We start from the raw sequence: 25,647 nt of genomic DNA on the forward strand, positions 1-25,647 counted from the left end.
ACGCGCCGAGCGTCAGGCTGCGCGGGCGAACGCCTCGGGCGGTAGTGCCATCAGCGTTTCGGCGCCGCCTTCCAGCTCCTTACGCAAGCCGATTGCCCGCGGTGCGATCCGTGCGAAATAGAAGCGCGCGGTCGCAAGCTTTGCCTCCAGGAACGCCTTGTCGCCGGCACCCGCATCCAGCTGCGCCTGCGCGGCCTGAGCCATGCGCAGCCACATGAGGCCCAGCGTCACCAGGCCCATCAGGTGCATATAGGGCACCGCCCCTGCCCCCGCATTGTTCGGGTTGGCAAAGCCGTTCTGCATCAGCCACATGGTCGCCGACTGCAGCTCCGCCAGGCTTTCGCCCAGCGCAGTCGCCAAGGCGCCGTTGGGCCCGTCCTTCGCCGCGGCAATATCCTCGCCGACCGTGGCGAAAAATGCCTGGATCGCTGCGCCGCCCTTCGACGGCAGCTTACGGCCGACCAGGTCCATCGCCTGCACGCCGTTCGTGCCTTCATAGATCATCGCGATCCGCGCATCGCGGACATATTGCTCCATGCCCCATTCGGCGATGTAGCCATGGCCGCCATAGACCTGCTGCGAGTCCGTCGCAATTTTGTAACCCATGTCCGTGCCGAAGCCCTTGATGACGGGCGTGAGCAGCCCGACCAACGCATCCGCCTGCTCCCGTTCCTCCTCGGTCGGCGCCTTGTGCGCCAGATCGACGAGCAGCCCGGCCCACAGGCACAGCGCGCGCAAGCCCTCGGTCAGCGCCTTGCCTTCCATCAACATGCGGCGAACATCGGGATGGACGAACAGCGTGTCCGCCTTCTGCTCGGGCTCTGCGGGTCCGGTCAGCGCGCGGCCCTGGCGGCGGTCGGCCGCATAGTCGACGGCATTCTGATAGGCGACTTCGGCGACGCCTAGCCCCTGCAGCCCGACGCCGAGCCGCGCCGCGTTCATCATGATGAACATGGCGGCGAGTCCTTTATTCTCCTCGCCGACCAGCCAGCCGGTCGCCCCGTCATAGTTCATCAGGCAAGTCGAGTTGCCGTGAATGCCCATCTTGTGCTCGATCGAGCCGCAGGAGACGGCATTGCGCGCACCGAGCGAGCCGTCGGCGTTCACGAGGATCTTGGGCACGATGAACAGGCTGATGCCCTTGACGCTGTCCGGCGCGTCCGGCGTCTTGGCGAGCACCAGATGGATGATGTTCTCGGTCAGGTCGTGCTCGCCGGCCGAGATGAAGATCTTGGTGCCGGTGATCCGGTAGCTGCCATCGGCCTGCGGCTCGGCGCGCGTCTTGATGAGGCCCAGATCGGTGCCGCATTGCGGCTCCGTCAGGTTCATCGTGCCGCCCCATTCGCCCGAGATCATCTTCGGAGCGTAGAGCGCCTTCTGCTCGTCCGAGCCCTTGACCAGGATCGCGGCAGTCGCGCCGGCGGTCAGGCCTGGATACATCATGAAGGCCATGTTGGCGGATATCGCGAACTCCTCGAACGCGGTCATCACCACATGCGGCAGCCCCTGCCCGCCAAATTCCTCCGGCCCGTTCAGGGTCGGCCAGCCCGCCTCGACGAACTGACGATAGGCATCCTTGAAGCCGGTCGGCGTGGTGACCGACCCGTCCTCATTGCGGGTGCAGCCTTCACGGTCGCCCACCTGGTTGAGGGGGAACAGCACCTCCGCGACGAAGCGGCCGCCCTCGTTCAGCACGGCGTCGATCGTGTCCGGCGTCGCATTCTCGAAGCCCGGCAGGTTTGCATAGCGATCGATCCCGATCACATGGTCGAGGATGAAACGCGTGTCGCGCACGGGCGGGGTGTAACTGGGCATCTCTTACTCCGATGTGCTCCGGCGAAGGCCGGAGCGGTATGACGCAAGGCTCCGGCCTGCGCCGGAGCACCAAAGCGTCAATGACTTGCCTGGGCCTCGACCTTCTCGACCATCTTCACGAAGCGGGCGAGTTCGTCGATCTGCGCATCGATGTCGAGCCTCTGGCGCTTCAGCAGCTCGATGCGCGAATTGCATTTCTCGATGGTCACCCGGCGCTGCATGTGACGCCCGTCGTTCAGATCGTAGAGGTCGATCATCTCGCGGATCTCGGCCAGGCTGAAGCCGGTGCGCTTGGCGCGCAGAATCCAGGCGAGCCGCGCCCGGTCACGCTTGGTGTAGATGCGGGTCGTACCGCGGCGGACTGGATTGATGAGCCCCTCTTCCTCGTAGAAGCGCAGCGCGCGCGGCGTCACGTCGAACTCTTCCGACAGGTCGGTAATCGAATATTGATGCCGGTTCTTCATGTCCGGCGTATCGACGGTCGCGTGGTGCTGAGTGGCCATGGCCGGAATAAGCATCCCATTTACGTAAACGTCAAGTAGCAGCCAAATGGCGCCGTTAACCGCGTTTCCCGGTCCCACCATAAACGACCTCTTTACGGCTCTTCCCTAGACCAAGGCCACGAGCGCACGCGCTCATCCGGTCTAGTCAGGAAGCAGGTAATGCAGGCGATCGAAACGGCACGTTCGGAGCAGATGGCGGACCTTCTGGTCTCGCTCGCCCTGGCGGACGGCAGTGCGAGCCACCGTTATTGCAGTTCCGAAGCGCTGACGAGCGGGCGGGAGGCCGTGCGTAATCTGGCCGATGCCGCTCACTATCTTTGCGTTCTGCACGGCCGCTTTCCCGGCGTCATCGACCACGCCTTGAACCGCACCTCCCATCCCGCCGCGCAAGGCTGGCTCAGCGCCGCCGCCGAAGCCTTCGCCGCCGAACGATCGCTGCTCACCCGGCTTGCCGTCGCGACCGGTCCGCTGCCCAGCACCCCTGGCCAGGCGGAGTGCGAGGCGGCCGTGCTGCAGCAGCGCCACGCGCTCGAAATGCTTGCCCAATCCGACCGCGCCGGCTGCGCGCTCGGCGCGGCGATCGCGCTGGCGCTCGACTGGCGCGCGATCCGCGCCGTGCTCGACGCCGCCGCGCGCCGGGTTTCGATCGAGCCGCAGGCCTGCGTGCTGCCCGACGAAGAGGAAACCCGCACCGTCGCGATGACGGTCGCCGACACACCGTCCTTCGAGCGCGCGATGAGCTTCGGCGCGCAGCAGTTGCTCAACCAACACCGCGGCCTCTGGGATCTGCTCGAAGCACGCGAGGCGGCACGTACCCGCCTCTGACGGATTGCCCTTCCCGTAAACGTCACCTAATCCGGCCCCTCCAGCAGAGGAAAGGCCGGGCATGCGTTTCGAAGGCACGCGGGATTATGTCGCTACCGACGACCTGAAGGTGGCGGTCAACGCCGCGGCGACGCTGCGCCGGCCCCTGCTCGTCAAAGGCGAGCCCGGCACCGGCAAGACCGTACTGGCACAGGAAATCGCCACCGCCATGGGCGCGCCGCTGATCGAGTGGAACATCAAGTCCACGACCAAGGCGCACCAGGGTCTCTACGAATATGACGCGGTCGCCCGGCTGCGGGACGGCCAGCTTGGCGATCCGCGCGTGCACGACATCTCCAACTATATCCGTAAGGGCAAATTGTGGGAGGCGTTCACGTCACCCCAGCTGCCGGTGCTGCTGATCGACGAGATCGACAAGGCCGATATCGAGTTCCCGAACGACCTGCTGCACGAACTCGATCGGATGGAGTTCCATGTCTACGAGACTAAGGAGACGGTGAAGGCTGCGGAGCGGCCGATCGTCGTCATCACCTCGAACAACGAGAAGGAGCTGCCCGACGCGTTCCTGCGGCGTTGCTTCTTCCATTACATCAAGTTTCCCGATCGCGACACAATGCAGGCGATCGTGGACGTGCATTTTCCGGGCATCCAGAAGCTGCTGGTGCAGCGCGCAATGGATATCTTCTACGAAGTGCGGGAAGTGCCGGGCCTCAAAAAGAAGCCGTCGACCAGCGAGCTGCTCGACTGGCTGAAGCTGCTGCTCAATGAAGACATGCCCCTGGACGTGCTGCAGAATCGCGACCCGACCAAGGCCATCCCGCCCCTTCACGGCGCATTGCTCAAGAACGAGCAGGACGTGATGCTTTTCGAACGCCTCGCCTTCATGGCGAAGCGGCAAGGGCGTCCGGCGTAACTCGTTCCTCTCGTTCCCCGGCGAAAGCCGGGGCCCAGAAGTCAGTGGGATGACACCCGACCGGTCTTAGCCGGAGCATTTACTGCCCCAGGAAGCGTGCGGAAGCCGCCTCCGTCCCGTTCACCGCGAGCACCGTGCGCGCTTCGCCGACACTGCCGGCGCCACCTGCTGCCTGGATGACCCGATCGAGCAGTTCCTGCCCCTCTTCCCACCAGCCGAGGCCACTGGCCGCGTTGATGTGTCCGGCGGGGCCGGCACTGACGAAATGGCTGCCCCATGATGCCGCCAGGCTCTGCGCCGCGTCGGGAGTGATCCAGGGATCGTCTTCGCTCGCCACGACAATCGACGGAAAGGGCAAAGGCCGTGTCGGCGCCGGGGCGAAGTCGGCGAGCTCGGCCGGCAGGGGGCGGCGGCCAACGTCTGCTGGCGCGACCAGCAGCGCGCCGGCGACCGGCCAGCCCCAGGGTTGCCCCGACAGTTCCGCCCACCACGCGACCGCGAGACAGCCGAGGCTATGGGCCGCCAGTACGATCGGAGGCTTGGCGCCGCGGATCGCCTGATCGATCTTGGTCACCCAGGCATTGCGCCGCGGCTGTGACCACATGCCGAGTTCTATCCGCGCCGTGTCAGGGCGCGATTGCTCCCACAATGTCTGCCAATGCGACGGTCCGGAGCCGTTCAGCCCAGGCACGGTCAGGACGATGGGCTGGCTGCGGTCGCCTGCGTGAATGCCACGCGTCATCACCTCTCTCCTTGCGAGCGCCCCCGCTCATCCCGGCGAGAAAGACCGTGCGGATCGACGGAGGACCTTGGGGAGACGGTCCGCACGGCCTGCCTTCTCGCGAGGCAGGCGGAGAGTATCTCAACTGGATAGGTAGAAAAGCAGCTTGCGCCCGGACGCGGGGGAAATGAGGCGAAAAGAAGGCGGCAGTAGCGAGGTAAAGCGGAAGTTTGTTGCGTGAGGTGAAAGCGTATCGCGACTCAGCAGGATTCTGCTCCCCTGCGCAGGCCGGGTCTGGAAACCGCGCCGATGGGACCCTGGCCTGCGCCGGAGAGCAGCTAGAGTTTCCGACTTAGCTCCCGAGTCGCGTCATCGAGCCCGTCCAAGGTGAGCGGGAACATGCGGCCGTTCATCAACTCGCGCATGATGGCGATCGACTGCGAGTAACCCCAATGCTTCTCCGGCACCGGATTGAGCCACGCGGCCGCCGGATAAGTGTTGGTGATTCGGTGCATCCACACCGCCCCGGCTTCCTCGTTGAAATGCTCGACCGAGCCGCCGGGGTGCGTGATCTCATAAGGGCTCATCGAAGCATCGCCGACGAAGATCAGTTTATAGTCGTGCCCATATTTGTGGAGCACGTCCCAGGTCGGCGTGCGCTCGGTGAACCGGCGCTTATTGTCCTTCCACACACCCTCGTAGAGGCAGTTGTGGAAATAGAAGAACTCCAGGTTCTTGAACTCGGCGGTGGCGGCCGAGAACAGCTCCTCGCACAGCTTGATGTGCGGATCCATCGAGCCGCCGACGTCCAGGAAAAGCAGTAGCTTAACGGCATTGTGCCGTTCCGGCCGCATCTGGATATCGAGCCAGCCTTGGCGAGCGGTGCCGTCGATCGTCGCGTCGATGTCGAGTTCGTCGGCCGCACCTTCGCGCGCAAAGCGGCGGAGGCGGCGGAGCGCGACCTTGATGTTGCGGGTGCCGAGTTCCTTGGTCGAGTCGAGGTTCTTGAACTCGCGCTTGTCCCAGACCTTGACCGCGCGGCCGTGCCGGCCCTCCTCCTGGCCGATCCGCACCCCTTCCGGATTATAACCATAGGCCCCGAACGGTGAGGTGCCGCCGGTGCCGATCCACTTGTTGCCGCCCTGGTGGCGCTCCTTCTGCTCCTCGAGGCGTTTCTTCAGCGTCTCCATGATCTCTTCCCAGGAGCCGAGCTTCTCGATCTCCTTCATTTGCTCGTCGGTCAGGTAGAGCTCGGCGACCTTGCGCAGCCAATCCTCCGGGATTTCGGCGGTCTCGGTGCCGTAACTCGTCTCGATGCCCTTGAAGACCTTGGCAAAGACCTGGTCGAACCGATCGAGCAGCCCTTCATCCTTCACGAAGGTCGCCCGGGCGAGGTAATAGAACTCCTCCGGGCTGCGTTCGATCACCTCGCGGTCCAGCGCCTCCAGCAGCACCAGATGCTCCTTCAGCGACGCGGGAATGCCCGCATGCCGTAGCTCGTCCATGAAGTTGAAGAACATAGGGACGAGCTTAGCGCACCCGTTCGTACAAGGTCCAATTCTGCGCGGACATTCCGATACCATCGGCTGAGGCGATGGCGCGGTATCGGGCGCCGCAGCGCTCAATCGCGGGCGGGCTGTCGTCTTCGCCGTTGAACCAGTCGGCGAACACGAAGCGGGCAGCTGGGCAACGGGTCGCGATCTCCAGCGGGTAGCCAGCTTCGGCGGCGGCGACCTTGAGCAGCGCCAGGCCCGTTTCCCGATCGATGATGACGCGCGTGCCTGCGGGTGCACGGGCGGCCATCGCGCGCACGGCGGCACCGGGATCGCCGCGCTGGTTGCGGATCAGGTCGAGATTGGCAGCCATGCTCGCGCCCGAGAAGAGGAGCAGCGCGCCGCCGCCTGCGATGCGCTTCCAGCCGCTGGCCCGGATCAGCGCCGCCAGTGTCTCGCCAAGGAGCAGCAGCAGCGCCAGGCCGGCGAGCAGATAATAGCGCGCATGGCCGGCGTTCATCGTATGCAGCGCCGCGACCGTCAGCGGAAAGGCGACGATCGCCAGCCAATAGAGCGCGAGCCGCGGCGTGCCGAGCGAGCGGGCCAGCACCGTCAGCACCACGGCGCCGGCGGGCAGGAAGAAGGAAATGACGGGGGCGCCGACGACATAGCCGAGCAGGTCGATGATACCGCGCAGGAACAGCAAAATCGTGAAGTCCTGATAGGAGCCGAAGCGGAACTCGGCGCCCCCGAACACCGCAGGCGCGAAGACAATGGCGACCGCGACCACCATTGCCACCATCGCCGGCCCCAGCAGACGCAACGTGACGAGGGTCGCACGCTTCAAGCCGTGGCGACGCCACAATGTCAGCGCGGGCCAGCCAACCAGCGCGCAGGCGGCGAAGATCATCGTCAGCTGGAACAAGGCACCGACGAAGAAACACACTGCCAACGTGACCGGCCGGTCGGCGCGCTCGTCGCCGTCGAGATAACGGTCGATATACCAGGCGGCGACCAGCACCATCAGCGTCATCGGCGCATAGCCGCGCGCCTCCGACCCCAGCGTTACCAGCACCGGCGACAGCGCGAACAACAGCGCGGTGATGATCCCGGTCGCCGGGTTGCGCCGCGCACCGATCAGCCCAGCCACCAGCACCGACAGGGAGCCCGCCACGATCGCCAGCCCACGCGCGACCAAAGGCGGCGCGCCGAGCCCCACGCTCTGCAGCCACAGCGAGTTCAGATGGTGGTTATTGTCGTGGTTGATCTGCACGAACACGCCGAGCGGCGTCTGCACATTGTCAGCGAGGACCGCCGACCAGGCCTCGTCCAGCCACAGCGCGCCTGCCGACGCCGCGATGCGCAGGATGGCTCCCACGAGCGTCAGGATGACGATCCAGGCAAGCGTGCGGGAAGGAGGGGGGAATGCGAGGGACCGCATGCTCCCCCAATGCCGCGCACGTGCTTAAGATGCGGCTAATGAGCCGCTTTCGAGGTTAAACCATCTTCAACCCATTCTGGCTAAGTCCCAGTCGAACAAGACGAAAGAAGAGCATGCTTGAGGGCGCAATCAAAGCAGCGGATCCGGGCGCGATCGACGCGGTGGCAAAGTCGTGCGGGGACCTGGCGGTCGGCTGCACCGCCGCCGCGACGCATGTCACGCGGGTGGCCGAAAGCCTGGGCCGGCAAATGGCCGTGCTCGCCGATCTCGAGAAGGTAACGGCCTTCTTGGAGGCGGACCAGCGACGCGCCGCCGACTCGACCGACGAAGCCCGGCTACTCGCCGAAAAGGCGCGCACCAAGCTCGACGAGGGCACGCGCATCATCAGCCAGTCGATGAGCGATTTCACCGCGCTGACCGAATTGGTCGTGCGCCTGGGCGAACAGGTCACCAACTTCGCCGCCGCCATGACCCAGGTGCAGCGCGTCACCGCCGGCATCGACTCGATCGCGCGCACCACCAACATGCTGGCGCTCAACGCCGCCATCGAGGCGGAGCGCGCCGGCGCGGCGGGCCGCACCTTTGCGGTCGTGGCCGCGGAAGTGAAGAAGCTCGCCCAGGACACGCGCGGCGCCACCGAAGAGATCAGCGAGACGGTCGCTTCGCTCGCGCACGAGGCGGAGACTTTCGTCGCCGAGATCGGCGCCGGCGTCGCCAAGAGCCGCGCGGCGCAGACGAGCTTCGGACGCGTCAACGACACCGTCGCCGAGGTCGCGCAGATCGTCGAACTGGTCGAGCAGCAGTCCGACGGCATCGCGCGTTCGACCAGCCACATCCACGACAATGCCATTCGCGTGAAGGACGAGCTGGCCGGCTTCGTGGCCGAAGCGCGCGCCAATGGCGCTCTGCTGATCGACGCTCAGGCAAAGATGAGCGAGATGGAGCTGCTCTCCAATCGCATGTTCGACCAGCTCGTGCACAGCGGTTTCGCCCATGACGATCAGCGCTTCGTCGAACTGGCCCTCAGCGCCCGCGACGAAATCCAGCAACTGATCGAGCGGGCGATCGAGCGCGGGGAAGTCCGCTCAGCCGATGTGTTCGACACCGATTATCGGCTGATTCCCGGCTCCGATCCCGAGCGATTCGATACCAACTTTTGCGATTGGGCGGATCGCGTCGTGCAGCCGATCATCGATCGCGTGACCGATAGTGACCCCGCCATCGAGGGTTCGGTGATCTCGGACGTGAACGGCTATCTGCCCACCCACCAGAGCCGCCGCTCGAAGCCGCCCAAGGCCGGCGATCGGGAGTGGAACGACCGCAACTGCCGCAATCGCCGGATCCTGGCCGACGACACGACCATGCGGGCCGTCAGGAGCGACGCGCCGTTCATGATGGCGGTGTATCAGCTCGACCGCGGCAACGAAGCACTGATGGTCAAGAACGTCTATGTGCCGCTGTGGATCAATGGCCGCCGCTGGGGCAATTTCGAGATCGCCTACGTCGATCGCTGATCGCCGTCAGGCGCGCGCGCCCTCGACCACTCCGACGCTGTTGCGCCTGAGCGCCTTCAGCACCGTGTCGACGATGCCGTCGGCATCGAGCCCGGCTTCACGATATTGCAGCTCCGGCTTGTCGTGATCCTGGTAGATGTCGGGCAGCCGCATGGTGCGCAGCTTCAGCCCCGCATCGATGAGGCCGGAGTCGCTGGCGAGGGTCAGCACATGCGCGCCGAGCCCGCCGACCGCGCCCTCCTCCACCGTCACGGCCACTTCGTGACTGGTCAGCACCCGCCGAATCAGCTCTTCGTCCAACGGCTTGGCGAAGCGCAGGTCCGCGACGGTCGTCGACAGGCCTTGGGCCTCCAGCCGATCCGCGGCCTTGAGCGCCTCTTCCAGCCGCGTGCCGAGCGAAAGAATGGCGACAGTCTTTCCTTGGCGGACGATCCGGCCCTTGCCGATCTCCAGTCGCTCGGGCGTTTCCGGCAGCGCCACGCCGACGCCGTTGCCGCGCGGATAGCGAACCGCAATCGGCCCTGAGTCGTGCAGGGCGGCGGTGTGCGTCATGTGCACGAGCTCGGCCTCGTCGGCAGCCGCCATCACGACCATGTTCGGCAGGGTCGCGAGGTAGGTCACGTCGAAGCTGCCCGCGTGCGTCGCTCCGTCTGCTCCCACCAGGCCGGCACGGTCGATCGCGAAGCGCACCGGCAGGTTCTGCAACGCCACGTCATGCACGACCTGGTCATAGGCACGCTGCAGGAAGGTCGAGTAAATCGCCGCAAACGGGCGCATGCCCTGTGCGGCGAGGCCGGCGGCAAAGGTGACGGCATGCTGCTCGGCGATGCCGACATCGAAGAAGCGTTCGGGGAATGCTTCCGCGAACTTCGACAGGCCGGTGCCGGACGGCATCGCCGCGGTGATGGCGCAAATGGTCGGATCGCGCTCGGCTTCCTTGATTAGCTGCGCGCCGAAGACATTCTGATATTGTGGCGGGCCGGCCGGCGCGGCGGCTTGCTTGCCGGAGATCACGTCGAACTTCTGCACGCCGTGATATTTGTCGGCGGACGCCTCGGCGGGGGCATAGCCCTTGCCCTTCTTGGTCACGACATGAACCAGGATCGGCCCCTGTTCGCTGTCGCGGACATTCTCGAGCACCGGGATCAGATGGTCGAGATTGTGGCCGTCGATCGGGCCCACATAATAAAAGCCCAGCTCTTCAAAGAGCGTACCGCCGGTCGCCATGCCGCGGGCGAATTCCTCGGCCTTCTCCGCGGCGTCGTGGACGCGACGCGACAGCTTGCGCGTCACGCGCTTGGCGAGCGAACGCAGCCCCAGATATTCGGACGAGGAAATCAGCCGCGCGAGATAGGCGGACAGCCCGCCGACCGGCGGCGCGATCGACATGTCGTTGTCGTTGAGGATGACGACCAGGCGATTGCCGGCATCTCGCGCATTGTTCATCGCCTCATAAGCCATGCCCGCCGACATGGCGCCGTCGCCGATGACCGCGATTGCCTTGCCCGGCTTGCCTGCAATCTTGTTGGCGATGGCAAAGCCCAGCGCGGCCGAGATCGAGGTCGAGCTGTGCGCGGCCCCGAACGGATCATATTCGCTTTCGCTGCGCTTGGTGAAGCCGGACAGTCCCCCACCCTGCCTCAGCGTGCGAATGCGGCTCCGGCGGCCGGTCAGGATCTTGTGCGGATAGGCCTGATGGCCAACGTCCCAGATCAGCCGATCGTTCGGCGTGTCGAACACATAATGGAGCGCGACGGTCAGCTCCACGACACCAAGCCCCGCGCCCAAATGACCTCCGGTGACGGACACGGCGGAGATCGTCTCGGCACGCAGTTCGTCGGCGAGTTGACGCAACTCGCCGGGCGCCAGCTTGCGCAGCGCGAGCGGATCGGGAGTCTTGTCGAGCAGAGGTGTCGCTGGAAGATCGGACATTTCCGTCCCTTACCCATCCCGGCCGCTGCGGCCAATCGCCTTGTCAGCCGTCGGCGCAGTCCGAACAGCGGCCATGCACCTCGATCACCGGGCGTACCGGCGCAAAGCCCTTGCGGCTGGCCGCCATCCGCACGCCCGACGCGACCGCATCGTCATCGACGTGAGTCGCCTGCCCGCAGCTGTCGCAGACCAGGAAAATGCAGTCGTGAAGGCAATCGGGATGCTCGTTCGCCACATAGGCGTTGGCGCTTTCCACCCGGCGGACAAGGTTGGCGGCGACGAACAGATCGAGGATCCGGTAGACGCTGTTGGCCGCGACGCGCCGGCCCTGCCGCTTCGACACTTCCTCGGCAATGTCATAGGCCGATGCCGGGCGTTCGAACGATGCGAGCGTCTCGAACACGCTCTGGCGCATGTCCGTCCATTGCTCGCCCGACCGCTGCAGCGCGGCCTTGGCGGCGACGACGAGATCGTCGCCCGCATGATGGGCATGAGAGTGGCCGGCCATGGTTTAAATCTAGGCGCGACAGGCACACACGACAAGCTGGCGTCGCTTGGTCGCATGTTGCGCTGCCTCGGTCGCGCACAATGATGCTGCGTCGCACGAGCCGCCGCGCGGGTCGCAGCGGAGCAGGCTTCGCCCGACCGGCACGTTAACCGCGCGGCCGCCTTCTTGAGCAAGGCCCATTCTCAACAGATCAGGGGTTTGTTTCGTGCGATTCACCATGTTTCTTGCGGCGGCCAGTGCCGTTGCCCTCGGCGCGCAAGCCGATGCGGCTGTCATTACCCAGCATTTCGCGGTCACGGCGACCGGCTTCGAGGCAGACGCTCCGGTGCAGAACGCGTCGGGCGTGTTCAGCTTCACCTATGACAATGCCGCGTTCATCACGCCGATCTCGTCGGTCGGGCTGAAGATCACGGGCTTCAACGTGCCGTTCGATCGGGAAGCGAAATTCTCGTTCAACAAGGGCAATGACTTCCTAATGGTCAGCGACAACATCACCGGCCTGACCGCCTTCACCGTCTCGCCCGTGATCCCCGGCTTCGGCTTCTTCCTCCGCCACCCGGGCGGCACGCCGGAGATCCAGAGCTTCCTCTATTCCGGCAATGGCGCGATCTGGCACGCATCGCAGATCAGCGTGCAGCGTGTCGCGGGCGTGCCGGAGCCGGCCAGCTGGGTACTGATGATCGGTGGTTTCGGGCTGGCTGGCGCAGCGCTCCGCACTCGCCGTAGCCCCTTAGTGCGCTTCGCCTGACCCGATCGGCCGGCCTGCGGGTCGTCAGAGACTCGCGCGCCGGTTAAGGTCGTGGCCAAGCGCCAGAATGGCGACGCCGAGCATCGTATAAACCGTCTCGGCGGATCCATGCGGCACGGCTAGCGCGCCGGCCATGACGCCGAGCCCAAGGCCGCCAACCGCGGCGGGCATGATATAGCCATGCTCCCGCGCGCCGCGGACCAGCGCGAACATCCCGAGTCCGATCGCCAGTCCCAGGCCCAGCTCGTGCACCATCGGGTGGAGCAGCACTCCGCCCGCCGACGCGAGCAGGCTCAGCAGGAACACGCTCGCCACGCAGTGCGCAAGACACAGGCCCGACAGGGCGATCGCCCATCGGTCCAGCGCTCCGCTTCCGGGCAGCCGTTGCAGCACCTGCGACTCCATGTCCGGCATATGGCACCATGCCTGCTAAGTTACAACATAACATGACCGGACTTGTTTCCTCGATCCGACCGGAGCAGATGGGCGGCCGATGTCCGACACCATGCGCCCGCGGGCGATTTCCAACTGGCTGCTCTTCGTCGCCGGCCTTGTCTTTCTGATGGTCGTCGTCGGCGGGATCACCCGGCTGACCGAGTCCGGCCTGTCGATCACCGAATGGAGGCCGATCACCGGCGCGCTGCCGCCGCTCACCCAGGCGCAGTGGGAGCGTGCCTTCGCGCTCTATCAGGCGACGCCCGAATACCAGCAGATCAACCGCGGCATGAGCCTTGGCGATTTCAAGTTCATCTTCTTCTGGGAGTGGTTCCACCGGCTGCTCGGCCGGGTGATCGGCCTCGCCTTTGCGCTACCGCTCGCCTGGTTCGCCGTTCGGCGGCAGATTCCGCGCGGCTATGGCTGGCGGCTAACCGCCCTGCTGCTGCTCGGTGGGCTGCAGGGCGCGATCGGCTGGTGGATGGTCGCGTCAGGGCTCAGCGTCCGGACCGATGTCAGCCATTTCCGCCTCGCCGTCCACCTGATGACGGCGCTGTTCATCATGGCGGGCCTGATCTGGACGTCACTCGACCTGCGCCTGCTCGCGCGCGACGCGAACGCGCGGCCGGCGCGGCTCGGCGGCCGCGTCATGCTGCTCCTGATCGCCGTCGCACTGCAGATCATGCTCGGCGCCTGGACTGCCGGGCTGAACGCGGGGCTCGCCGCCAATGACTGGCCGTTGATGAACGGCCGTTTCTTCCCCGAAGTGCCGGTCACGGTGCGAACGCTCACCAACGATCCCTTTCTCATTCACTGGACGCATCGCTGGTGGGCGTGGGTGGCGGCCGTCGCGCTGATCGTTCTCGCCCGGATTGCCCGCCGCAGCGACCGCCGCGCCAGCATCGCCATCCATTCGGCCTTCGGCACGCAGATCCTGCTCGGCATCGCCACGGTGATGACCGGCGTGAACATCGTGCTGGCGGTGCTGCACCAAGCCGTCGGCGCGCTTGTCGTCGCAAGCGCCGCCTGGGGCGCGCATGTGGCCGGACGGCGGCGGTGATCGCCACCGTCTATGCCGTGTTCGCCGACGCAGCGGAGGCGCAGCGCATCGCGGAAACGGTCGTGGCCGAGCGGCTCGCTGCCTGCGCCAACATCCTCGCGCCCTGCCGGTCCACCTATCGCTGGCAGGGCAAGGTCGAGCGGGCGGAGGAAGTCCCCGCGTTGTTCAAGACCAGCCGCCCAAACGCGCTGATCGCCCGCATCGCGGCGCTGCACAGCTATGACGTGCCGGCGGTCGTGGCATGGCCGATCGGCGTGGCGCACGCGCCTTATGCAGAATGGATAACGGCCGAGTCCTCACCCGAGGACCCGGCCGCCTAGATCAGAAGCGCTGGCGTGCGGTGATGCCGAAGGTGCGCGGCTGGCCGACATTGAAGCCGAGCCGGGCGCGGCCGCCGCGTTCGCGGTCGAACGAGAGCAGCGGGTTTTCGTCGAACAGGTTGTTCACATAGGCCTGCACTTCGAGCCCGCCTTCGGTCGCCACGCCGATGCTGAAGTTGACGAGCGTATAATCCGGCAGCTTCAGGTTGAGCGTGGTGGACGCATTGGCCGGCGCGCCGCCGAACGGGAGGCCGTGGACGAAGGTGCGCGGATTGTTTTCCTGGTCGGCCGGCTGGGTGAAGCGGTCGCCGACATATTGGACGCTGGCGTTGACGAAGCCCTTCCAGTCGGCCGAGAGCGGGAACTCGTAATTGCCGTTCGCCGACATCTGGAACTTGGGCACCGTCGGCAGCCGGTTGCCGTCGCGGATGCCCGCGATGACCGCGCCGCTCGCATCGAGCACGCTGCTGTCGAACTTGGAATCGACATAGGTGCCATTGAGGCTGAAGCTGACGCCCTCCGCCGGGCGTGCCGATAGCTCGACCTCCAGGCCGGTGGCATGCGCCTTGGGCACGTTGAACACGACGCGCGACGAGCAGCTGCCCGCGTCTGCCGTCACCTGCAGGTTCTTGATGTCGTTGTGGAAGGCCGCCGCATTGAAGGTCAGGCCGCCGAACTGGCTCTTGAAGCCCAGCTCATAATTCCACAACGTCTCGTCCTTGTAGGTCGGGCGATTGCCGTAGACCTGCGCATCCGGGCCGCCGGCGCCGCCCGAGCAGAGTGGCAGGTTCAAGGGATCGTTGACCCCGCCCAGGCGGAAGCCCTTCGCCGCCTGCAGGTTCACCGACACGTTCGAGCTCGGCTCCCAGGTGGCGATGAAGCGCGGCGTGAAGCCGTCGGACTTAGTGCGATCGCCGATGCGGCGATCGCCGTTCGCGAACAGGCCGCCCGAGATGAAGTTGCGGCTTTCCTTGAAGTCGTAATAGCGGCCGCCGGCAGTGAACTTCACTTCACCGAGATCGTAGCTGGCCTCGCCGAACACGGCCTTTTGCTTGATCTTGTACGGAATGTCGGCGTTGTACGGCGAGTTGGCCGGGAAGCCATTGGCCACCGCAGCGGATGTGCCGGCGCCGAAGCGCGCATCAGTGAACGCATCATAGCCGGGCGTTGGCAGGCGCTGCGCATAGACACGATCGATATCCGAATAGAAGCCGCCGATCAGCCACTGGAACGGACCCGAGCCGTTGGACCCGACGCGCACCTCCTGCGTCCAGGTCTCCAGGTCCGTGGTGTCGCGCAGGTTGGACGGCAACAGCACGCCGGCGGTCGGGAAGGCCAGGTCGACCGATACGGAGCCGGTAAGCGCACTGGCATCGCGCGACACGAGGATGTCGCGGTTGATATAGGTCGTGACCGAGGTCAGCGTGACCGGGCCGATATCGACGTTAGCAGTCAGGTCGGCGATCCAGGTCTCGTCCTGAAAGCCTTCCTTCAGCAGCAGATATTGCTGCCGCTCGCCGAGCTGAATGGCCGGACGGGTCGTCGTGTACGGGTTGGCGTAGAGGTTATAGACGTCCTGCCGGTTGAAGCCGTCGGTGGTGATCTTCTGATAGACGACCCGCGGCGTGATCGAGATGTTCTCGGTGGGCTGAAACAGCACCGACAGGCGGCCGCCGTAACGCTCGCCGTCATTGACGTCCTTCCGGACCGTGCCGCCTTCGCCCAGCGCGTCGATGAAGCCGCCATAGCGGGTGTAATAGCCGACCGCGCGCACCGCGATCATCTCGTTGACAGGCAGGTTGATTGCGCCCTTCAACGAGCCGCCCTCCGACCCGCCATCGATCGTGTTGATATTGGCTTCGACCTGACCTTCGAACTGGCCGGTGGTCGGCTGGTTGGTGATGTAGCGCACTGTGCCGCCGACCGAGCCGGAGCCGAACAGAGTGCCCTGTGGCCCGCGCAGCGTCTCGACGCGATTGAGGTCGAACAGGTCGAGGTCCGGCGTGAACAGCGACAGCGAGACGACGCTTTCGTCGAGATAGACGCCGACCTGCTCCTTCACGCCCGGCTGGTCGCGGACAATCTGGCCGGCCGACACACCGCGGATCGAGACCTGGCTCTGGCCCGGCCCCAGGTTCTGGATGGTGAGGCCGGCGACATTGCGCGACAGGTCCTCGAGCGTCGCCGAGCCGGAGCGCTGAATGTCCTGCTGCGTCTGCGCGTTAATCGAAAACGGCACGTCCTGCAGCGACGTCGCGCGCTTGGTCGCGGTAACGATGATGTCGTCATTGCTGTCCGCGACCTCGGCGCCGGCGCCCTGCGCCCCCGCCTGAGCGAAGGCGGGCGCGGCAAGCACGCCCAGCAGCAACGCGGTCCCGGCCAGCAGCGCCTGACGGCTTGCATGTCCCGACATGATGAAATCTCCCAACCTTTATTCCCTGCCGGCTTTTCTACTCAGCCGATTGACAGGGGAGAAGGCGGGACCCTCACCGCGTTGCTGCTTTCGCCGCACAGTGTTGCGCAGGCGCAACGGTCAGATCAGTCCGGCCAGCGGGCTCGACGGGTCGGCATAGCGGCGCTTGCCCATGCGGCCGGCGCGATAGGCAAGGCGACCGCTTTCCACCGCCAGCTTCATGGCCCGCGCCATCAGGATCGGATCTTTCGCTTCGGCGAGCGCCGTGTTCATCAGCACGCCGTCGCAGCCCAGTTCCATTGCTCGCGCCGCGTCGGATGCCGTGCCGACGCCCGCATCGACCAGCACCGGAACCTTGGCCCCTTCGACAATCAGCCGGATGGTGACTTCGTTCTGGATGCCAAGTCCGGAGCCGATCGGCGCACCCAGCGGCATGATCGCGACCGCGCCGGCATCCTCCAACTGCTTGGCGGCGATCGGATCGTCGGTGCAATAGACCATCGGCAGAAAGCCCTCTTTGGCCAATACCTCGGTCGCGCGGAGCGTCTCGACCATGTTGGGATAGAGCGTCTTCGCCTCGCCCAGCACCTCGAGCTTCACCAGCTCCCAGCCGCCGGCCTCGCGCGCCAGTCTCAGCGTGCGGATCGCGTCCTCGGCGGTGAAGCAACCGGCCGTGTTCGGCAGATAGGTGAAGCGCTTCGGGTCGATGAAGTCGGTCAGCATCGGCTGGTTCGGGTCGGCGATGTTCACGCGCCGCACCGCGACGGTGACGATCTCCGCGCCCGATGCCTCGGCGGCGGCGGCATTCTCCTCGAACGACTTGTACTTGCCGGTGCCGATGATCAGCCGCGAGCGGAATGTCCGCCCAGCCACGGTCCAGCTGTCCTCGTCGATCCTGGCGCTATGGTCGCCGCCGCCGACGAAATGCACGATCTCCAGCTCGTCGCCATCTTCGACCACAACCTGCCCCAGCGTGGAGCGCGGCACCACTTCGAGGTTGCGTTCCACCGCCACCTTCTCCGGCACCAGCCCCAGTTCGCTCGCCAGCTGCGCGATGGTCAGGCCGGCCGCCACGCGCTTGTGCTCGCCATTGACGCTGATCGTGATGGTGCCGTCGGTGTGCATCGCAAATCCAATCGTGTAAGTGCGGCGGCAATATGGGGAGCGCGCAAGGGGATCAATGCCGACCATCTTCATCCTGAACGGCCCAAACCTCAATCTGCTCGGCCTGCGCGAGCCGGAGATTTACGGCCACGACACGCTGGACGACATTGCCGGGGCCTGCGAGGATCGCGCGCGGGATCTGGGCTTCGACGTCGAGTTCCGCCAGTCCAACCATGAAGGCCATCTGATCGACTGGCTGCACGAGGCCAATGCCGACAAGGCAAAGGCCGTCATCCTCAATCCCGGCGGCTACACCCATACCTCCGTTGCGCTGCACGACGCGATCAAGTCGATCACCGTGCCCGTCATCGAGGTTCATCTTTCGAACCCGCATGCGCGCGAGCCCTTTCGCCATCGCAGCTATGCCGGCAAGGCCGCCCGGGGAACCATCGCCGGCTTTGGCGCGCTCGGCTATCTGCTCGCGCTGGACGCGGCGGCGAAACTCTGAAAAAGGACCGCCCCCATGACTGATCACGTACAGGGGACGATGCAGGTCGATACCGACCTGGTTCGCCAGCTGGCCGAGCTGCTCGACGCCACCAGCTTGACCGAAATCGAAGTGCAGGACGGTGAGCGCCGCATCAAGGTCGCGCGCAAGGTGCAGGCGGCGGCGGCCGTCGCCTACCAGCCCGCGCCCGCCGCTGCTCCGCCTGCGGCTCCGGCCCCCGCCGCCGCCCCCTCACCGCCGCAGGTCGATAATTCGAACGCCATCCGTTCGCCGATGGTCGGCACCGCCTATCTGGCGCCGGAGCCGGGCGCGGCCAACTTTGTCGCGGTCGGCGACAAGGTCGATGCGGGCACGACCTTGCTGATCATCGAGGCGATGAAGGTGATGAACCCGATCACCGCGCCGCATGGCGGCACCGTCCGCTCCATCCTGATCGGCAACGGCGCGCCCGTCGAGTTCGACCAGCCGCTCATCGTCGTCGAGTAATCCGGTGGCGATCTCGAAAATCCTGATCGCCAATCGCGGCGAGATCGCCTTGCGCATCCACCGCGCGGCGCATGAGATGGGCATCAAGACGGTGGCGGTGCACTCGACCGCCGACGCCGATGCGATGCACGTGCGGCTGGCCGACGAAGCGGTCTGCATCGGCCCTCCGCCTGCTGCCGAAAGCTATTTGAACGTCCCGAACATCATCTCGGCGGCCGAGATCAGCGGCGCCGACGCGATCCATCCGGGCTATGGCTTTCTCTCGGAGAATGCCCGCTTCGCCGAGATCGTCGAGAGCCATAACCTGATCTGGATCGGGCCCAAGCCCGAGCATATCCGGACGATGGGCGACAAGGTCGAGGCGAAGCGCACCGCCGGTGCGCTGGGCCTGCCGCTCGTGCCCGGTTCGCCCGGCGGCGTCAGCGAGTTCGACGAAGCGCGGCGGATCGCGGCCGAGATCGGCTATCCGGTGATCGTAAAGGCGGCGTCAGGCGGCGGCGGACGTGGCATGAAGGTCGTGCCCTCAGCCGACCAGCTTGAAAGCCTCATGGGCCAGGCGCGGTCCGAGGCGAAGGCGGCGTTCGGCGACGACACCGTCTATATCGAAAAATATCTCGGCAATCCGCGCCATATCGAGTTCCAGATCTTCGGCGACGGCAAGGGCAATGCGATCCATCTCGGCGAGCGCGACTGTTCGCTGCAGCGCCGCCACCAGAAGGTGTTGGAGGAAGCCCCCTCGCCCGTCATCACGCCCGCCGAGCGCGAGCGGATGGGCGGCATCGTGACGAAGGCGATGGCCGATATGGGCTATCGCGGCGCCGGCACGATCGAGTTCCTGTGGGAAGCGGGCGAGTTTTACTTCATCGAGATGAACACGCGACTGCAGGTCGAGCATCCGGTGACCGAAGCGATTACGGGCCTCGATCTCGTCCGTGAACAGATCCGCATTGCCGATGGCCATCCGCTGACGCTGCGCCAGCAGGATGTGCAGTTCCGTGGCCACGCCATCGAGTGCCGGATCAACGCGGAGGATGCGAAAACCTTTGCGCCGTCACCGGGCCTGATCAAGCATTTCCATGCGCCGGGCGGCATGCACGTCCGCGTGGATAGCGGGCTCTACTCCGGCTATCGCATCCCGCCTTATTACGACTCGATGATCGCCAAGCTGATCGTCTGGGGCCACAGCCGCGAAGGCGCGCTCCGCCGGCTCCGTCGTGCTCTCGAGGAGTTCGTGATCGAAGGCGTGAAGACGACCATTCCGCTCCACCAGGCGCTACTCGACGAGCCGGACTTCCAGTCGGGCGACTACACGATCAAGTGGCTGGAGGAGTGGTTGGCAAGGGACTCCAACCCCTAACCCGTTCGCTTCGAGCGAAGTCGAGAAGCGCGTTTCTCGACGTCGCTCGAAACAAGCGCATTACAGAGAGCGCACGAACGCCTCGAGCGCCCGGTTCGTCTCCACCGGCGCTTCCTGCTGAACCCAGTGGCCGACGTTCGGGATGATGGTGGAGCCACGGAAGTCGCTCAGGAAATCGCCAGCGCGGTCATAAAGGTCGATGCCGGGAATGAAGCGGCGGACCGGGTCCTTCTCGCCGGCGACGAAGCAGGCCGGTTGCTCGATCTTCTTTCCCTTGAGCTCCGCCAGCTCTTCGAAATCGATATTCTGCGCCCGATAGCGATTGAGCGGTCCGCGAAAGCCGCTCTTCTCAAACGCGGCGGTGAACACGTCCAGATCCGCGTCGCTCATCCATGACGGAAATGGCTGCGGGTCCGGCAGGCCGTCGAGGAACCCTGCACTCGGTGCCTTGGCCATGAACGCACCGGCATGCTCCGAGCGGAAATCACCCGAGGCGGAATAATAGATCCGCCGGAGCGCATCGCGCACGTCGCGCTCGAACTCCGCCTCGGCGACGCCCTCCTGCTGAAAATAGAGCTGGTAGAAGAATTTGCCCGCATAGATCTGCTCGGCCAGCTTCAGGAAGGACTGCTCGCCGCGGGGCATATAGGGGACGCTAAGGCCTGCGACCGCGCGCACCTTGTCGGCATGCAGCAGCGACGTATTCCACACGATCGGTGCGCCCCAGTCATGGCCGAACAGGATCGCCTCGCCCCCGCCCAGAGCATCGATGATCGCAGCGAGGTCAGACGCGATGTTGCGCATCGTATAGGCCTCGATCGGCTGCGGCCGGGCGCTGCCGCCATAGCCGCGCACATCGAGCGCCGCGACCTTGTAGCCGAGCGCGGAGAAGTGGCTCAGCTGATGCCGCCAGCTATACCAGAGCTCGGGCCAGCCATGGACGCACAGGATCAGCGGCCCCTCACCCTCTACCGCGACGTTCAGCGTGACGTCGCCGTTGCGGACGATGGTGAAGTTCATGTCCTGCTCCCTTGTCGCGCCGGAACTGGCGCCGGCTGCAAAGCATTTGTTACGCATGCACGGCGTGCACCGAAAGGCTTCTTTGGCGGCAATGGCCGCATTGCTGATCATGGGCGGCGTTGCCGCGGGCATGCTCGCAAGCAGCGCCACCACGGCGTCGCTCGCGTGGCGGGCGCCACCCCGCTTCCCGACGACGGAGCAAGTCGCATCGGAGCCGATCGACCAGGGCAATGCCGGTCGTAGCTGGGCGCGCACGGCATTCGAAGGCGGGCTCCGCCGTTGCCCCGCGATGAATGCCGAATTCCTCGCTGCATGCGAAGCGGAGATGAAGGCGCTGCAGGAGCGGCCGAAGCTCGCCTATGGGAGCTCTGGCGGTCCGCTGCTGATCACCAAGGTTGTGCCGGAGCAGCCCACCGAGCCCTACCGTCCGGAGCAATTGGAGCTTGAGCCGGCGATGCCTGAGGAACCGACCGAGCCGGTGCCCGCCATTGCCCCTGTAGAGGCACCAACGCCGATCAACTATCCGGCGGCAGAACCACCGGCGCAATAAGCCGGCCTCTGGGGCCGGTGAAGCCAGGATCAGGTGCTGCCGCTTGTCGCACGCTCGGTTTTCGGGAAGGATCGGGCGATGGACCTCACCACTTTGCTGCAGGCGCAGCGCGCGGCCTTCCAAGCCGATCTTCCCGTCTCTGCGGACACCCGCCGGGACCGCCTGACCCGCGCCATCCGGATGCTCGTCGAGAATGCCGAGGATTTCTGCGCCGCCTTGTCAGAGGATTTCGGCCATCGCAGCCGCGAACAGTCGATGATCACCGACATCCTGGCGAGCGTCCGCACGCTGAAGCACGCGCGTGCCAGGGTGGAGCGCTGGATGCGACCGGAACGGCGGCCCCTGCAATTTCCCTTGGCCCTGCTCGGCGCCAAGGCCGAGGTCCGGTATCAGCCCAAGGGCGTCGTCGGCGTGATCGCGCCGTGGAACTTTCCCGTGAACCTGGCCATGGGCCCCCTCGCCGGCGTGCTGGCGGCCGGCAATCGCGCGATGGTCAAGACGTCCGAATACACGCCGCGCACGGCTGCATTGTTCGAGACGGTGACGCCGCGCTATCTCGAACCGACCGAACTCGTCTTCGTCGGCGGCGGCCCGGAGGTCGGCCGCGCCTTTTCCGCGCTGCCGTTCGATCATCTGATCTTCACCGGCGCGACCGCGATCGGCTGCCACATCCTCCACGCCGCGGCCGACAATCTGACTCCAGTGACACTGGAACTGGGCGGCAAGTCGCCGACGATCATCGGCCGCTCCGCCGACATCCGGCAGGCGACGGAGCGGATCGCGATCGGCAAGATGATGAATGCCGGTCAGATCTGCCTCGCGCCGGACTATCTGCTGGTGCCCGAGGAAAAGGAGGCCGCGGTGATCGACGGCCTGCGTTCTTCCGCCTCGGCGCTCTATCCGCGGCTGCTCGACAATGATGACTATACGTCGGTGCTGGGCGAGCGGCACCATGACCGGCTGACCGGCTACCTCGACGACGCCCGCGCCAAGGGCGGCGAGGTGATCGCCGTCAACCCGGCGGGTGAGGATTTCTCCGCCTCGAACGGCCGCAAGATGCCGCTCTTCATCATCCGCAACCCGACCGATGACATGGCGGTGATGCAGGACGAGATTTTCGGTCCCGTCCTGCCCATCCGCCGTTATAGCCGGATCGATGAGGCGATCGACTTCGTGAACCGTCACGACCGGCCCCTCGGCCTCTATTATTTCGGCCAGGATGCCGCCGAGGAGCGGCAGGTGCTCGAACGGACCATCTCGGGCGGCGTGACCGTAAATGACGTGATCTTCCACATCTCCGCCGAAGAACTGCCGTTCGGTGGTATCGGACCGTCGGGTATGGGCGCCTATCACGGCCATGATGGTTTCAAGACCTTCAGCCACGCCCGCTCCGTGTATCGTCAGCCCAAAATCGATATTGCCCGCCTCGCCGGGCTCAAACCGCCCTATGGTGCAGCAACGGCGAAGACGATCGCTCGCGAGCTGAAGGTCTGACCGGACTTCCGCCGCTCAAGCTGACGCTCACTCCTCTCTTCAGGAAGCCCAATGATCCTCCGTTCGCTGCTGATCGCCTCCCTCCTCTCCGCGCCCGCCACAGCCCAGAGTTTCACGCCAGACGCCTTTCGCGCGCACGTCGCCTTCCTGGCCGACGACCTGCTCGAAGGCCGCGACACGGGTAGTCGCGGGCATGAGGTCGCGGCCCGCTATGTCGCTGCCCAGTTCGAGGCGCTCGGACTGAAGCCGGGCGGCGACACGGGCGGTTGGTATCAGCAGGTCACGTTCCAGAAGACGAGCCATGGCGCGACGCCGGGCACACTGACGCTCACCGCGCCTGGCGGCACGCAGCGCTGGACGCATGGCCAAGACGTGGTCATCGGCCTCAACCCGCTGGAGCCGGCGACCGACCTAACGGCGCCTCTCGTCTTCGTCGGCTATGGCATTGCCGACAAAAGCCTTGGACTCGACGATTATCGCGGCGTCGATGTGCGCGGGAAGATCGCCGTCATGCTGCGCGGCTATCCGAAGGGCCTGGGCAGCGAGGTCGGCGCGCATCTGAACAGCGTGAAGGCCGAGGCAGCGCAGGCCCGGGGCGCGGTCGGGGTGATCGCGGTCGACACTCTGCTCTCGGCCCGCACGACCGGCTGGAATGTTCGCCAGCGCAGCGCGGGCGAGGCCGAGTATAACTGGGTGGGGAAGGATGGCACGCCACATGTCGATGCGCCTGGGATTCGCGTCGGCGCAGGCGTGAACGACACTGTTGCCGAGGCCCTGTTCGCCGGCGCGCGGACGACTCTGGCAGCGGTTCGCGCCGAAGCCGATCGCACCGGCGGTCGCCCGCGGGCATTTCCGCTCACCGGCACGGTCCGCATTCAGGCTTCGACGACCAGCGAGCGCGTGGTCAGTCCCAATGTGATCGGCATCCTGCCCGGCGCCGACCCTAAGCTCGCGCCTGAGGTCGTCGTCCTCTCCGCCCATCTCGATCATATCGGCGTGGCGCCGGCCAAGCCTGGCGACGCGTCCGGCAAGGACCGGATCAACAATGGCGCACTCGATAATGCGTCGGGGATCGCGACCATGCTCGAAGTGGCCCGCGCCGCCGCGACCGCGCCGGACAAGCCGCGCCGCACGCTTCTTTTCCTTGCGTCCACCGCCGAGGAGAAGGGGCTGCTCGGCGCCGATTATTTCGCGCAGAACCCGACCGTACCGATCGAGCGTATCGTCGGGGACGTCGATCTCGACATGCCGCTCCTGCTCTATCCCTTCACCGATGTGATCGCGTTCGGCGCGGAGCATTCGACGCTGGGCAAGGTGGTCGCCGACGCCGCCGCGCCGATGAACATCGCGCTCACGCCCGACCCGATGCCGCAGGAAGGCATCTTCACCCGGTCCGACCATTATATGTTCGTGCGCCAAGGGGTGCCCGCCGTGTTCCTGGCGACCGGCTTCGCCAATGGCGGCGAAAAGGCCTGGACCGGCTTCCTAGGAGGCAATTACCACCATCCCGGCGACGACCTGAACCAGAAGATCGACTGGGCGGCGGGCGCGCGCTTCGCGGAGGTGAACTACCGCATCACGCGCGCCATGGCTGATGCCGACGAAGCACCGCGCTGGTACAAGGGCGACTTCTTCGGCGATGCCTTCGCCCCGAAAGCGCCCAAGGCGTCACGATAGGGGAGGAAATCCCAGTCCCACTCCGCGGACCAGCCGTGCTAGTGAGTGGAGGAGTCGTCCGGCCGCTGGCGTAAGTGGACTGGGCGCAGGTTGACGGTGAGCTGCAAACTCAGTGCGTGGTTGACCTGGTCCCGCGCTCCGCCTCGGCCAAATCTGTATTCGTTCAAATAGCCCAGATCGGCGGCGACCTGTTTGCCGATGGGAAAGGCAAGTCCCACCGTGTTCCGCATCCGCTCATACCCGCTCCGCTGGCCCCAGCTGGTGCTGTTCGGAATCAGGAAGCTTTCATGGGTTCCGAACAGGAAGACACCCTCTCGGCCCAGCGGATGATTGTATCGCACGAGGGGCCGGATGCGGAAGCCGATCTCGTCGCCGCGCGGGTTGAAGCGGGCATCGACTCTCAACCTGGTCGAGACTCGGCCGAAGCTGCCGACGGCCTGGACCCGAAACCGGTTCTCATTCGCGGCGCTGTTGCGGTTGTGCGAGCCGACATAGCGGTAGCCGAAGCCAAGCTCGATGCGCTTGGTTGCCCGATACTGAAGCAATGCGCCCAGTTCCGACTGGAACAGCCCGCCCTGCCGATCGCTGAAGCGCGCGATCTGCTCGAGCGTCAGCCGGACATCCTGCGCGACGGGAACATTGGTATTGGCCTGGAGCCAGAGCTGCTCGTCCTCCACGGCCGCCTGGGCCTGCATAGCAGTCGCCGCTGGGCCAAGCAGTAAAGCCCAAAGGATAGGGCCACGCCAACGCTCAGCCATGCAGCAATGACCCTGTTCAAGAGCGAAGATTCGCCGGATCGCCCACGCCGAC

Annotated in this window: 24 protein-coding genes; 12 read left to right on the forward strand and 12 right to left on the reverse strand. The window is 65.6% G+C overall.

The window, feature by feature from the left end; genetic code table 11:
* Positions 1-12 precede the first annotated feature (12 nt).
* The gene (locus HJG53_RS07475) at positions 13-1,815 is read right to left on the reverse strand and encodes an acyl-CoA dehydrogenase C-terminal domain-containing protein (RefSeq protein ID WP_171129089.1); all 1,803 of its coding nucleotides are present in this window, start codon (positions 1,813-1,815) and stop codon (positions 13-15) included.
* A gap of 77 nt (positions 1,816-1,892) precedes the next feature.
* Positions 1,893-2,318 (reverse strand): MerR family DNA-binding transcriptional regulator, encoded by a 426-nt coding sequence (locus HJG53_RS07480; protein WP_171129091.1) that lies wholly within the window; start codon positions 2,316-2,318, stop codon positions 1,893-1,895.
* A gap of 159 nt (positions 2,319-2,477) precedes the next feature.
* Between HJG53_RS07480 and HJG53_RS07485 the strand changes: the two genes are divergently transcribed.
* Together HJG53_RS07485 and HJG53_RS07490 are read left to right on the forward strand one after the other, a co-directional pair.
* Complete coding sequence (locus HJG53_RS07485) at positions 2,478-3,143, forward strand: hypothetical protein (RefSeq protein ID WP_171129093.1); 666 nt, start codon at positions 2,478-2,480, stop codon at positions 3,141-3,143.
* 61 nt (positions 3,144-3,204) lie between these two features.
* The gene (locus HJG53_RS07490; RefSeq protein WP_171129095.1) at positions 3,205-4,056 is read left to right on the forward strand and encodes a MoxR family ATPase; all 852 of its coding nucleotides are present in this window, start codon (positions 3,205-3,207) and stop codon (positions 4,054-4,056) included.
* A gap of 79 nt (positions 4,057-4,135) precedes the next feature.
* On the opposite strand, the gene HJG53_RS07495 is transcribed toward HJG53_RS07490, so the two are convergent.
* The 3 genes from HJG53_RS07495 to HJG53_RS07505 form a co-directional block, all read right to left on the reverse strand.
* Entirely contained in the window at positions 4,136-4,798 is a 663-nt protein-coding gene (locus HJG53_RS07495) for an alpha/beta hydrolase (RefSeq protein WP_171129097.1), read from the reverse strand.
* A 317-nt stretch (positions 4,799-5,115) separates the two neighbouring features.
* Entirely contained in the window at positions 5,116-6,297 is a 1,182-nt protein-coding gene (locus tag HJG53_RS07500; protein WP_171129099.1) for a VWA domain-containing protein, read from the reverse strand.
* Positions 6,298-6,307: 10 nt separating this feature from the next.
* Complete coding sequence (locus tag HJG53_RS07505) at positions 6,308-7,711, reverse strand: hypothetical protein (RefSeq protein WP_171129101.1); 1,404 nt, start codon at positions 7,709-7,711, stop codon at positions 6,308-6,310.
* 113 nt (positions 7,712-7,824) lie between these two features.
* Here HJG53_RS07505 and HJG53_RS07510 point away from each other — a divergent pair, with 113 nt between their 5' ends.
* The gene (locus HJG53_RS07510; RefSeq protein WP_171129102.1) at positions 7,825-9,225 is read left to right on the forward strand and encodes a methyl-accepting chemotaxis protein; all 1,401 of its coding nucleotides are present in this window, start codon (positions 7,825-7,827) and stop codon (positions 9,223-9,225) included.
* A 6-nt stretch (positions 9,226-9,231) separates the two neighbouring features.
* On the opposite strand, the gene dxs is transcribed toward HJG53_RS07510, so the two are convergent.
* Entirely contained in the window at positions 9,232-11,157 is a 1,926-nt protein-coding gene (gene dxs, locus HJG53_RS07515) for a 1-deoxy-D-xylulose-5-phosphate synthase (RefSeq protein ID WP_171129104.1), read from the reverse strand.
* A 43-nt stretch (positions 11,158-11,200) separates the two neighbouring features.
* Positions 11,201-11,665 carry a Fur family transcriptional regulator gene (locus tag HJG53_RS07520; protein ID WP_171129106.1) on the reverse strand — a complete coding sequence of 155 codons (465 nt, stop codon included), beginning with the start codon at positions 11,663-11,665 and terminating at the stop codon, positions 11,201-11,203.
* 205 nt (positions 11,666-11,870) lie between these two features.
* Here HJG53_RS07520 and HJG53_RS18665 point away from each other — a divergent pair, with 205 nt between their 5' ends.
* Positions 11,871-12,413 carry a PEPxxWA-CTERM sorting domain-containing protein gene (locus HJG53_RS18665; protein ID WP_368039531.1) on the forward strand — a complete coding sequence of 181 codons (543 nt, stop codon included), beginning with the start codon at positions 11,871-11,873 and terminating at the stop codon, positions 12,411-12,413.
* 24 nt (positions 12,414-12,437) lie between these two features.
* Here HJG53_RS18665 and HJG53_RS07530 read toward each other — a convergent pair whose 3' ends face one another.
* The gene (locus HJG53_RS07530) at positions 12,438-12,818 is read right to left on the reverse strand and encodes a MerC domain-containing protein (RefSeq protein WP_171129695.1); all 381 of its coding nucleotides are present in this window, start codon (positions 12,816-12,818) and stop codon (positions 12,438-12,440) included.
* Positions 12,819-12,906: 88 nt separating this feature from the next.
* Here HJG53_RS07530 and HJG53_RS07535 point away from each other — a divergent pair, with 88 nt between their 5' ends.
* Positions 12,907-13,908 carry a COX15/CtaA family protein gene (locus HJG53_RS07535; protein ID WP_171129108.1) on the forward strand — a complete coding sequence of 334 codons (1,002 nt, stop codon included), beginning with the start codon at positions 12,907-12,909 and terminating at the stop codon, positions 13,906-13,908.
* Positions 13,905-14,228 carry a divalent-cation tolerance protein CutA gene (gene cutA, locus HJG53_RS07540; RefSeq protein WP_171129110.1) on the forward strand — a complete coding sequence of 108 codons (324 nt, stop codon included), beginning with the start codon at positions 13,905-13,907 and terminating at the stop codon, positions 14,226-14,228. Before HJG53_RS07535 ends, cutA begins: the two co-directional genes overlap by 4 nt.
* 1 nt (position 14,229) lies before the next feature.
* Here cutA and HJG53_RS07545 read toward each other — a convergent pair whose 3' ends face one another.
* The gene (locus tag HJG53_RS07545; protein WP_171129112.1) at positions 14,230-16,641 is read right to left on the reverse strand and encodes a TonB-dependent receptor; all 2,412 of its coding nucleotides are present in this window, start codon (positions 16,639-16,641) and stop codon (positions 14,230-14,232) included.
* A 120-nt stretch (positions 16,642-16,761) separates the two neighbouring features.
* Positions 16,762-17,766, reverse strand: a complete 1,005-nt coding sequence (thiS, locus tag HJG53_RS07550) for a sulfur carrier protein ThiS (protein ID WP_171129114.1) — start codon at positions 17,764-17,766, stop codon at positions 16,762-16,764.
* A gap of 55 nt (positions 17,767-17,821) precedes the next feature.
* On the opposite strand from thiS, the gene aroQ reads away from it, so the two are divergent.
* The 3 genes from aroQ to accC are packed head-to-tail and all read left to right on the forward strand — an operon-like array spanning position 17,822 to position 20,096.
* Positions 17,822-18,253 (forward strand): type II 3-dehydroquinate dehydratase, encoded by a 432-nt coding sequence (aroQ, locus tag HJG53_RS07555; RefSeq protein ID WP_171129116.1) that lies wholly within the window; start codon positions 17,822-17,824, stop codon positions 18,251-18,253.
* Positions 18,254-18,268: 15 nt separating this feature from the next.
* The gene (accB, locus tag HJG53_RS07560) at positions 18,269-18,739 is read left to right on the forward strand and encodes an acetyl-CoA carboxylase biotin carboxyl carrier protein (RefSeq protein ID WP_171129118.1); all 471 of its coding nucleotides are present in this window, start codon (positions 18,269-18,271) and stop codon (positions 18,737-18,739) included.
* Positions 18,740-18,743: 4 nt separating this feature from the next.
* The gene (gene accC / locus HJG53_RS07565; protein ID WP_171129120.1) at positions 18,744-20,096 is read left to right on the forward strand and encodes an acetyl-CoA carboxylase biotin carboxylase subunit; all 1,353 of its coding nucleotides are present in this window, start codon (positions 18,744-18,746) and stop codon (positions 20,094-20,096) included.
* 60 nt (positions 20,097-20,156) lie between these two features.
* Here accC and HJG53_RS07570 read toward each other — a convergent pair whose 3' ends face one another.
* Complete coding sequence (locus tag HJG53_RS07570; RefSeq protein ID WP_171129122.1) at positions 20,157-21,116, reverse strand: alpha/beta fold hydrolase; 960 nt, start codon at positions 21,114-21,116, stop codon at positions 20,157-20,159.
* 91 nt (positions 21,117-21,207) lie between these two features.
* Here HJG53_RS07570 and HJG53_RS07575 point away from each other — a divergent pair, with 91 nt between their 5' ends.
* The 3 genes from HJG53_RS07575 to HJG53_RS07585 all read left to right on the forward strand — a co-directional run bounded on the left by HJG53_RS07575 (position 21,208) and on the right by HJG53_RS07585 (position 24,837).
* Complete coding sequence (locus tag HJG53_RS07575; RefSeq protein ID WP_217352681.1) at positions 21,208-21,666, forward strand: hypothetical protein; 459 nt, start codon at positions 21,208-21,210, stop codon at positions 21,664-21,666.
* A gap of 78 nt (positions 21,667-21,744) precedes the next feature.
* Positions 21,745-23,160, forward strand: a complete 1,416-nt coding sequence (locus HJG53_RS07580) for a coniferyl aldehyde dehydrogenase (protein ID WP_171129126.1) — start codon at positions 21,745-21,747, stop codon at positions 23,158-23,160.
* 51 nt (positions 23,161-23,211) lie between these two features.
* Positions 23,212-24,837: a M28 family metallopeptidase gene (locus HJG53_RS07585; protein ID WP_171129128.1), complete on the forward strand. Its 1,626-nt coding sequence runs from the start codon at positions 23,212-23,214 to the stop codon at positions 24,835-24,837.
* Between the two features lie 38 nt (positions 24,838-24,875).
* Here the strand turns inward: HJG53_RS07585 and HJG53_RS07590 are convergent, their stop codons facing one another.
* The gene (locus tag HJG53_RS07590) at positions 24,876-25,532 is read right to left on the reverse strand and encodes a DUF2490 domain-containing protein (RefSeq protein ID WP_254447591.1); all 657 of its coding nucleotides are present in this window, start codon (positions 25,530-25,532) and stop codon (positions 24,876-24,878) included.
* Between the last annotated feature and the right edge of the window lie 115 nt (positions 25,533-25,647).

Source organism: Sphingomonas sp. ID1715, assembly GCF_013044515.1.
Taxonomy (GTDB): domain Bacteria; phylum Pseudomonadota; class Alphaproteobacteria; order Sphingomonadales; family Sphingomonadaceae; genus Sphingomonas_B.

Bases quoted from the DNA above. Each gene is read 5' to 3' on its own strand.
- HJG53_RS07485 (WP_171129093.1), top strand. From the start codon at position 2,478: ATGCAGGCGATCGAAACGGCACGTTCGGAGCAGATGGCGGACCTTCTG.
- HJG53_RS07500 (WP_171129099.1), bottom strand. From the start codon at position 6,297: ATGTTCTTCAACTTCATGGACGAGCTACGGCATGCGGGCATTCCCGCG.
- HJG53_RS07545 (WP_171129112.1), bottom strand. From the start codon at position 16,641: ATGTCGGGACATGCAAGCCGTCAGGCGCTGCTGGCCGGGACCGCGTTG.
- HJG53_RS07535 (WP_171129108.1), top strand. From the start codon at position 12,907: ATGTCCGACACCATGCGCCCGCGGGCGATTTCCAACTGGCTGCTCTTC.
- dxs (WP_171129104.1), bottom strand. From the start codon at position 11,157: ATGTCCGATCTTCCAGCGACACCTCTGCTCGACAAGACTCCCGATCCG.
- HJG53_RS07475 (WP_171129089.1), bottom strand. From the start codon at position 1,815: ATGCCCAGTTACACCCCGCCCGTGCGCGACACGCGTTTCATCCTCGAC.
- HJG53_RS07505 (WP_171129101.1), bottom strand. From the start codon at position 7,711: ATGCGGTCCCTCGCATTCCCCCCTCCTTCCCGCACGCTTGCCTGGATC.
- HJG53_RS07575 (WP_217352681.1), top strand. From the start codon at position 21,208: ATGGCCGCATTGCTGATCATGGGCGGCGTTGCCGCGGGCATGCTCGCA.
- HJG53_RS07590 (WP_254447591.1), bottom strand. From the start codon at position 25,532: ATGCAGGCCCAGGCGGCCGTGGAGGACGAGCAGCTCTGGCTCCAGGCC.
- thiS (WP_171129114.1), bottom strand. From the start codon at position 17,766: ATGCACACCGACGGCACCATCACGATCAGCGTCAATGGCGAGCACAAG.
- HJG53_RS07585 (WP_171129128.1), top strand. From the start codon at position 23,212: ATGATCCTCCGTTCGCTGCTGATCGCCTCCCTCCTCTCCGCGCCCGCC.
- HJG53_RS07520 (WP_171129106.1), bottom strand. From the start codon at position 11,665: ATGGCCGGCCACTCTCATGCCCATCATGCGGGCGACGATCTCGTCGTC.
- accB (WP_171129118.1), top strand. From the start codon at position 18,269: ATGACTGATCACGTACAGGGGACGATGCAGGTCGATACCGACCTGGTT.
- HJG53_RS07580 (WP_171129126.1), top strand. From the start codon at position 21,745: ATGGACCTCACCACTTTGCTGCAGGCGCAGCGCGCGGCCTTCCAAGCC.
- HJG53_RS07480 (WP_171129091.1), bottom strand. From the start codon at position 2,318: ATGGCCACTCAGCACCACGCGACCGTCGATACGCCGGACATGAAGAAC.
- HJG53_RS07510 (WP_171129102.1), top strand. From the start codon at position 7,825: ATGCTTGAGGGCGCAATCAAAGCAGCGGATCCGGGCGCGATCGACGCG.
- HJG53_RS07490 (WP_171129095.1), top strand. From the start codon at position 3,205: ATGCGTTTCGAAGGCACGCGGGATTATGTCGCTACCGACGACCTGAAG.
- HJG53_RS07570 (WP_171129122.1), bottom strand. From the start codon at position 21,116: ATGAACTTCACCATCGTCCGCAACGGCGACGTCACGCTGAACGTCGCG.
- aroQ (WP_171129116.1), top strand. From the start codon at position 17,822: ATGCCGACCATCTTCATCCTGAACGGCCCAAACCTCAATCTGCTCGGC.
- HJG53_RS07495 (WP_171129097.1), bottom strand. From the start codon at position 4,798: ATGACGCGTGGCATTCACGCAGGCGACCGCAGCCAGCCCATCGTCCTG.
- HJG53_RS07530 (WP_171129695.1), bottom strand. From the start codon at position 12,818: ATGGAGTCGCAGGTGCTGCAACGGCTGCCCGGAAGCGGAGCGCTGGAC.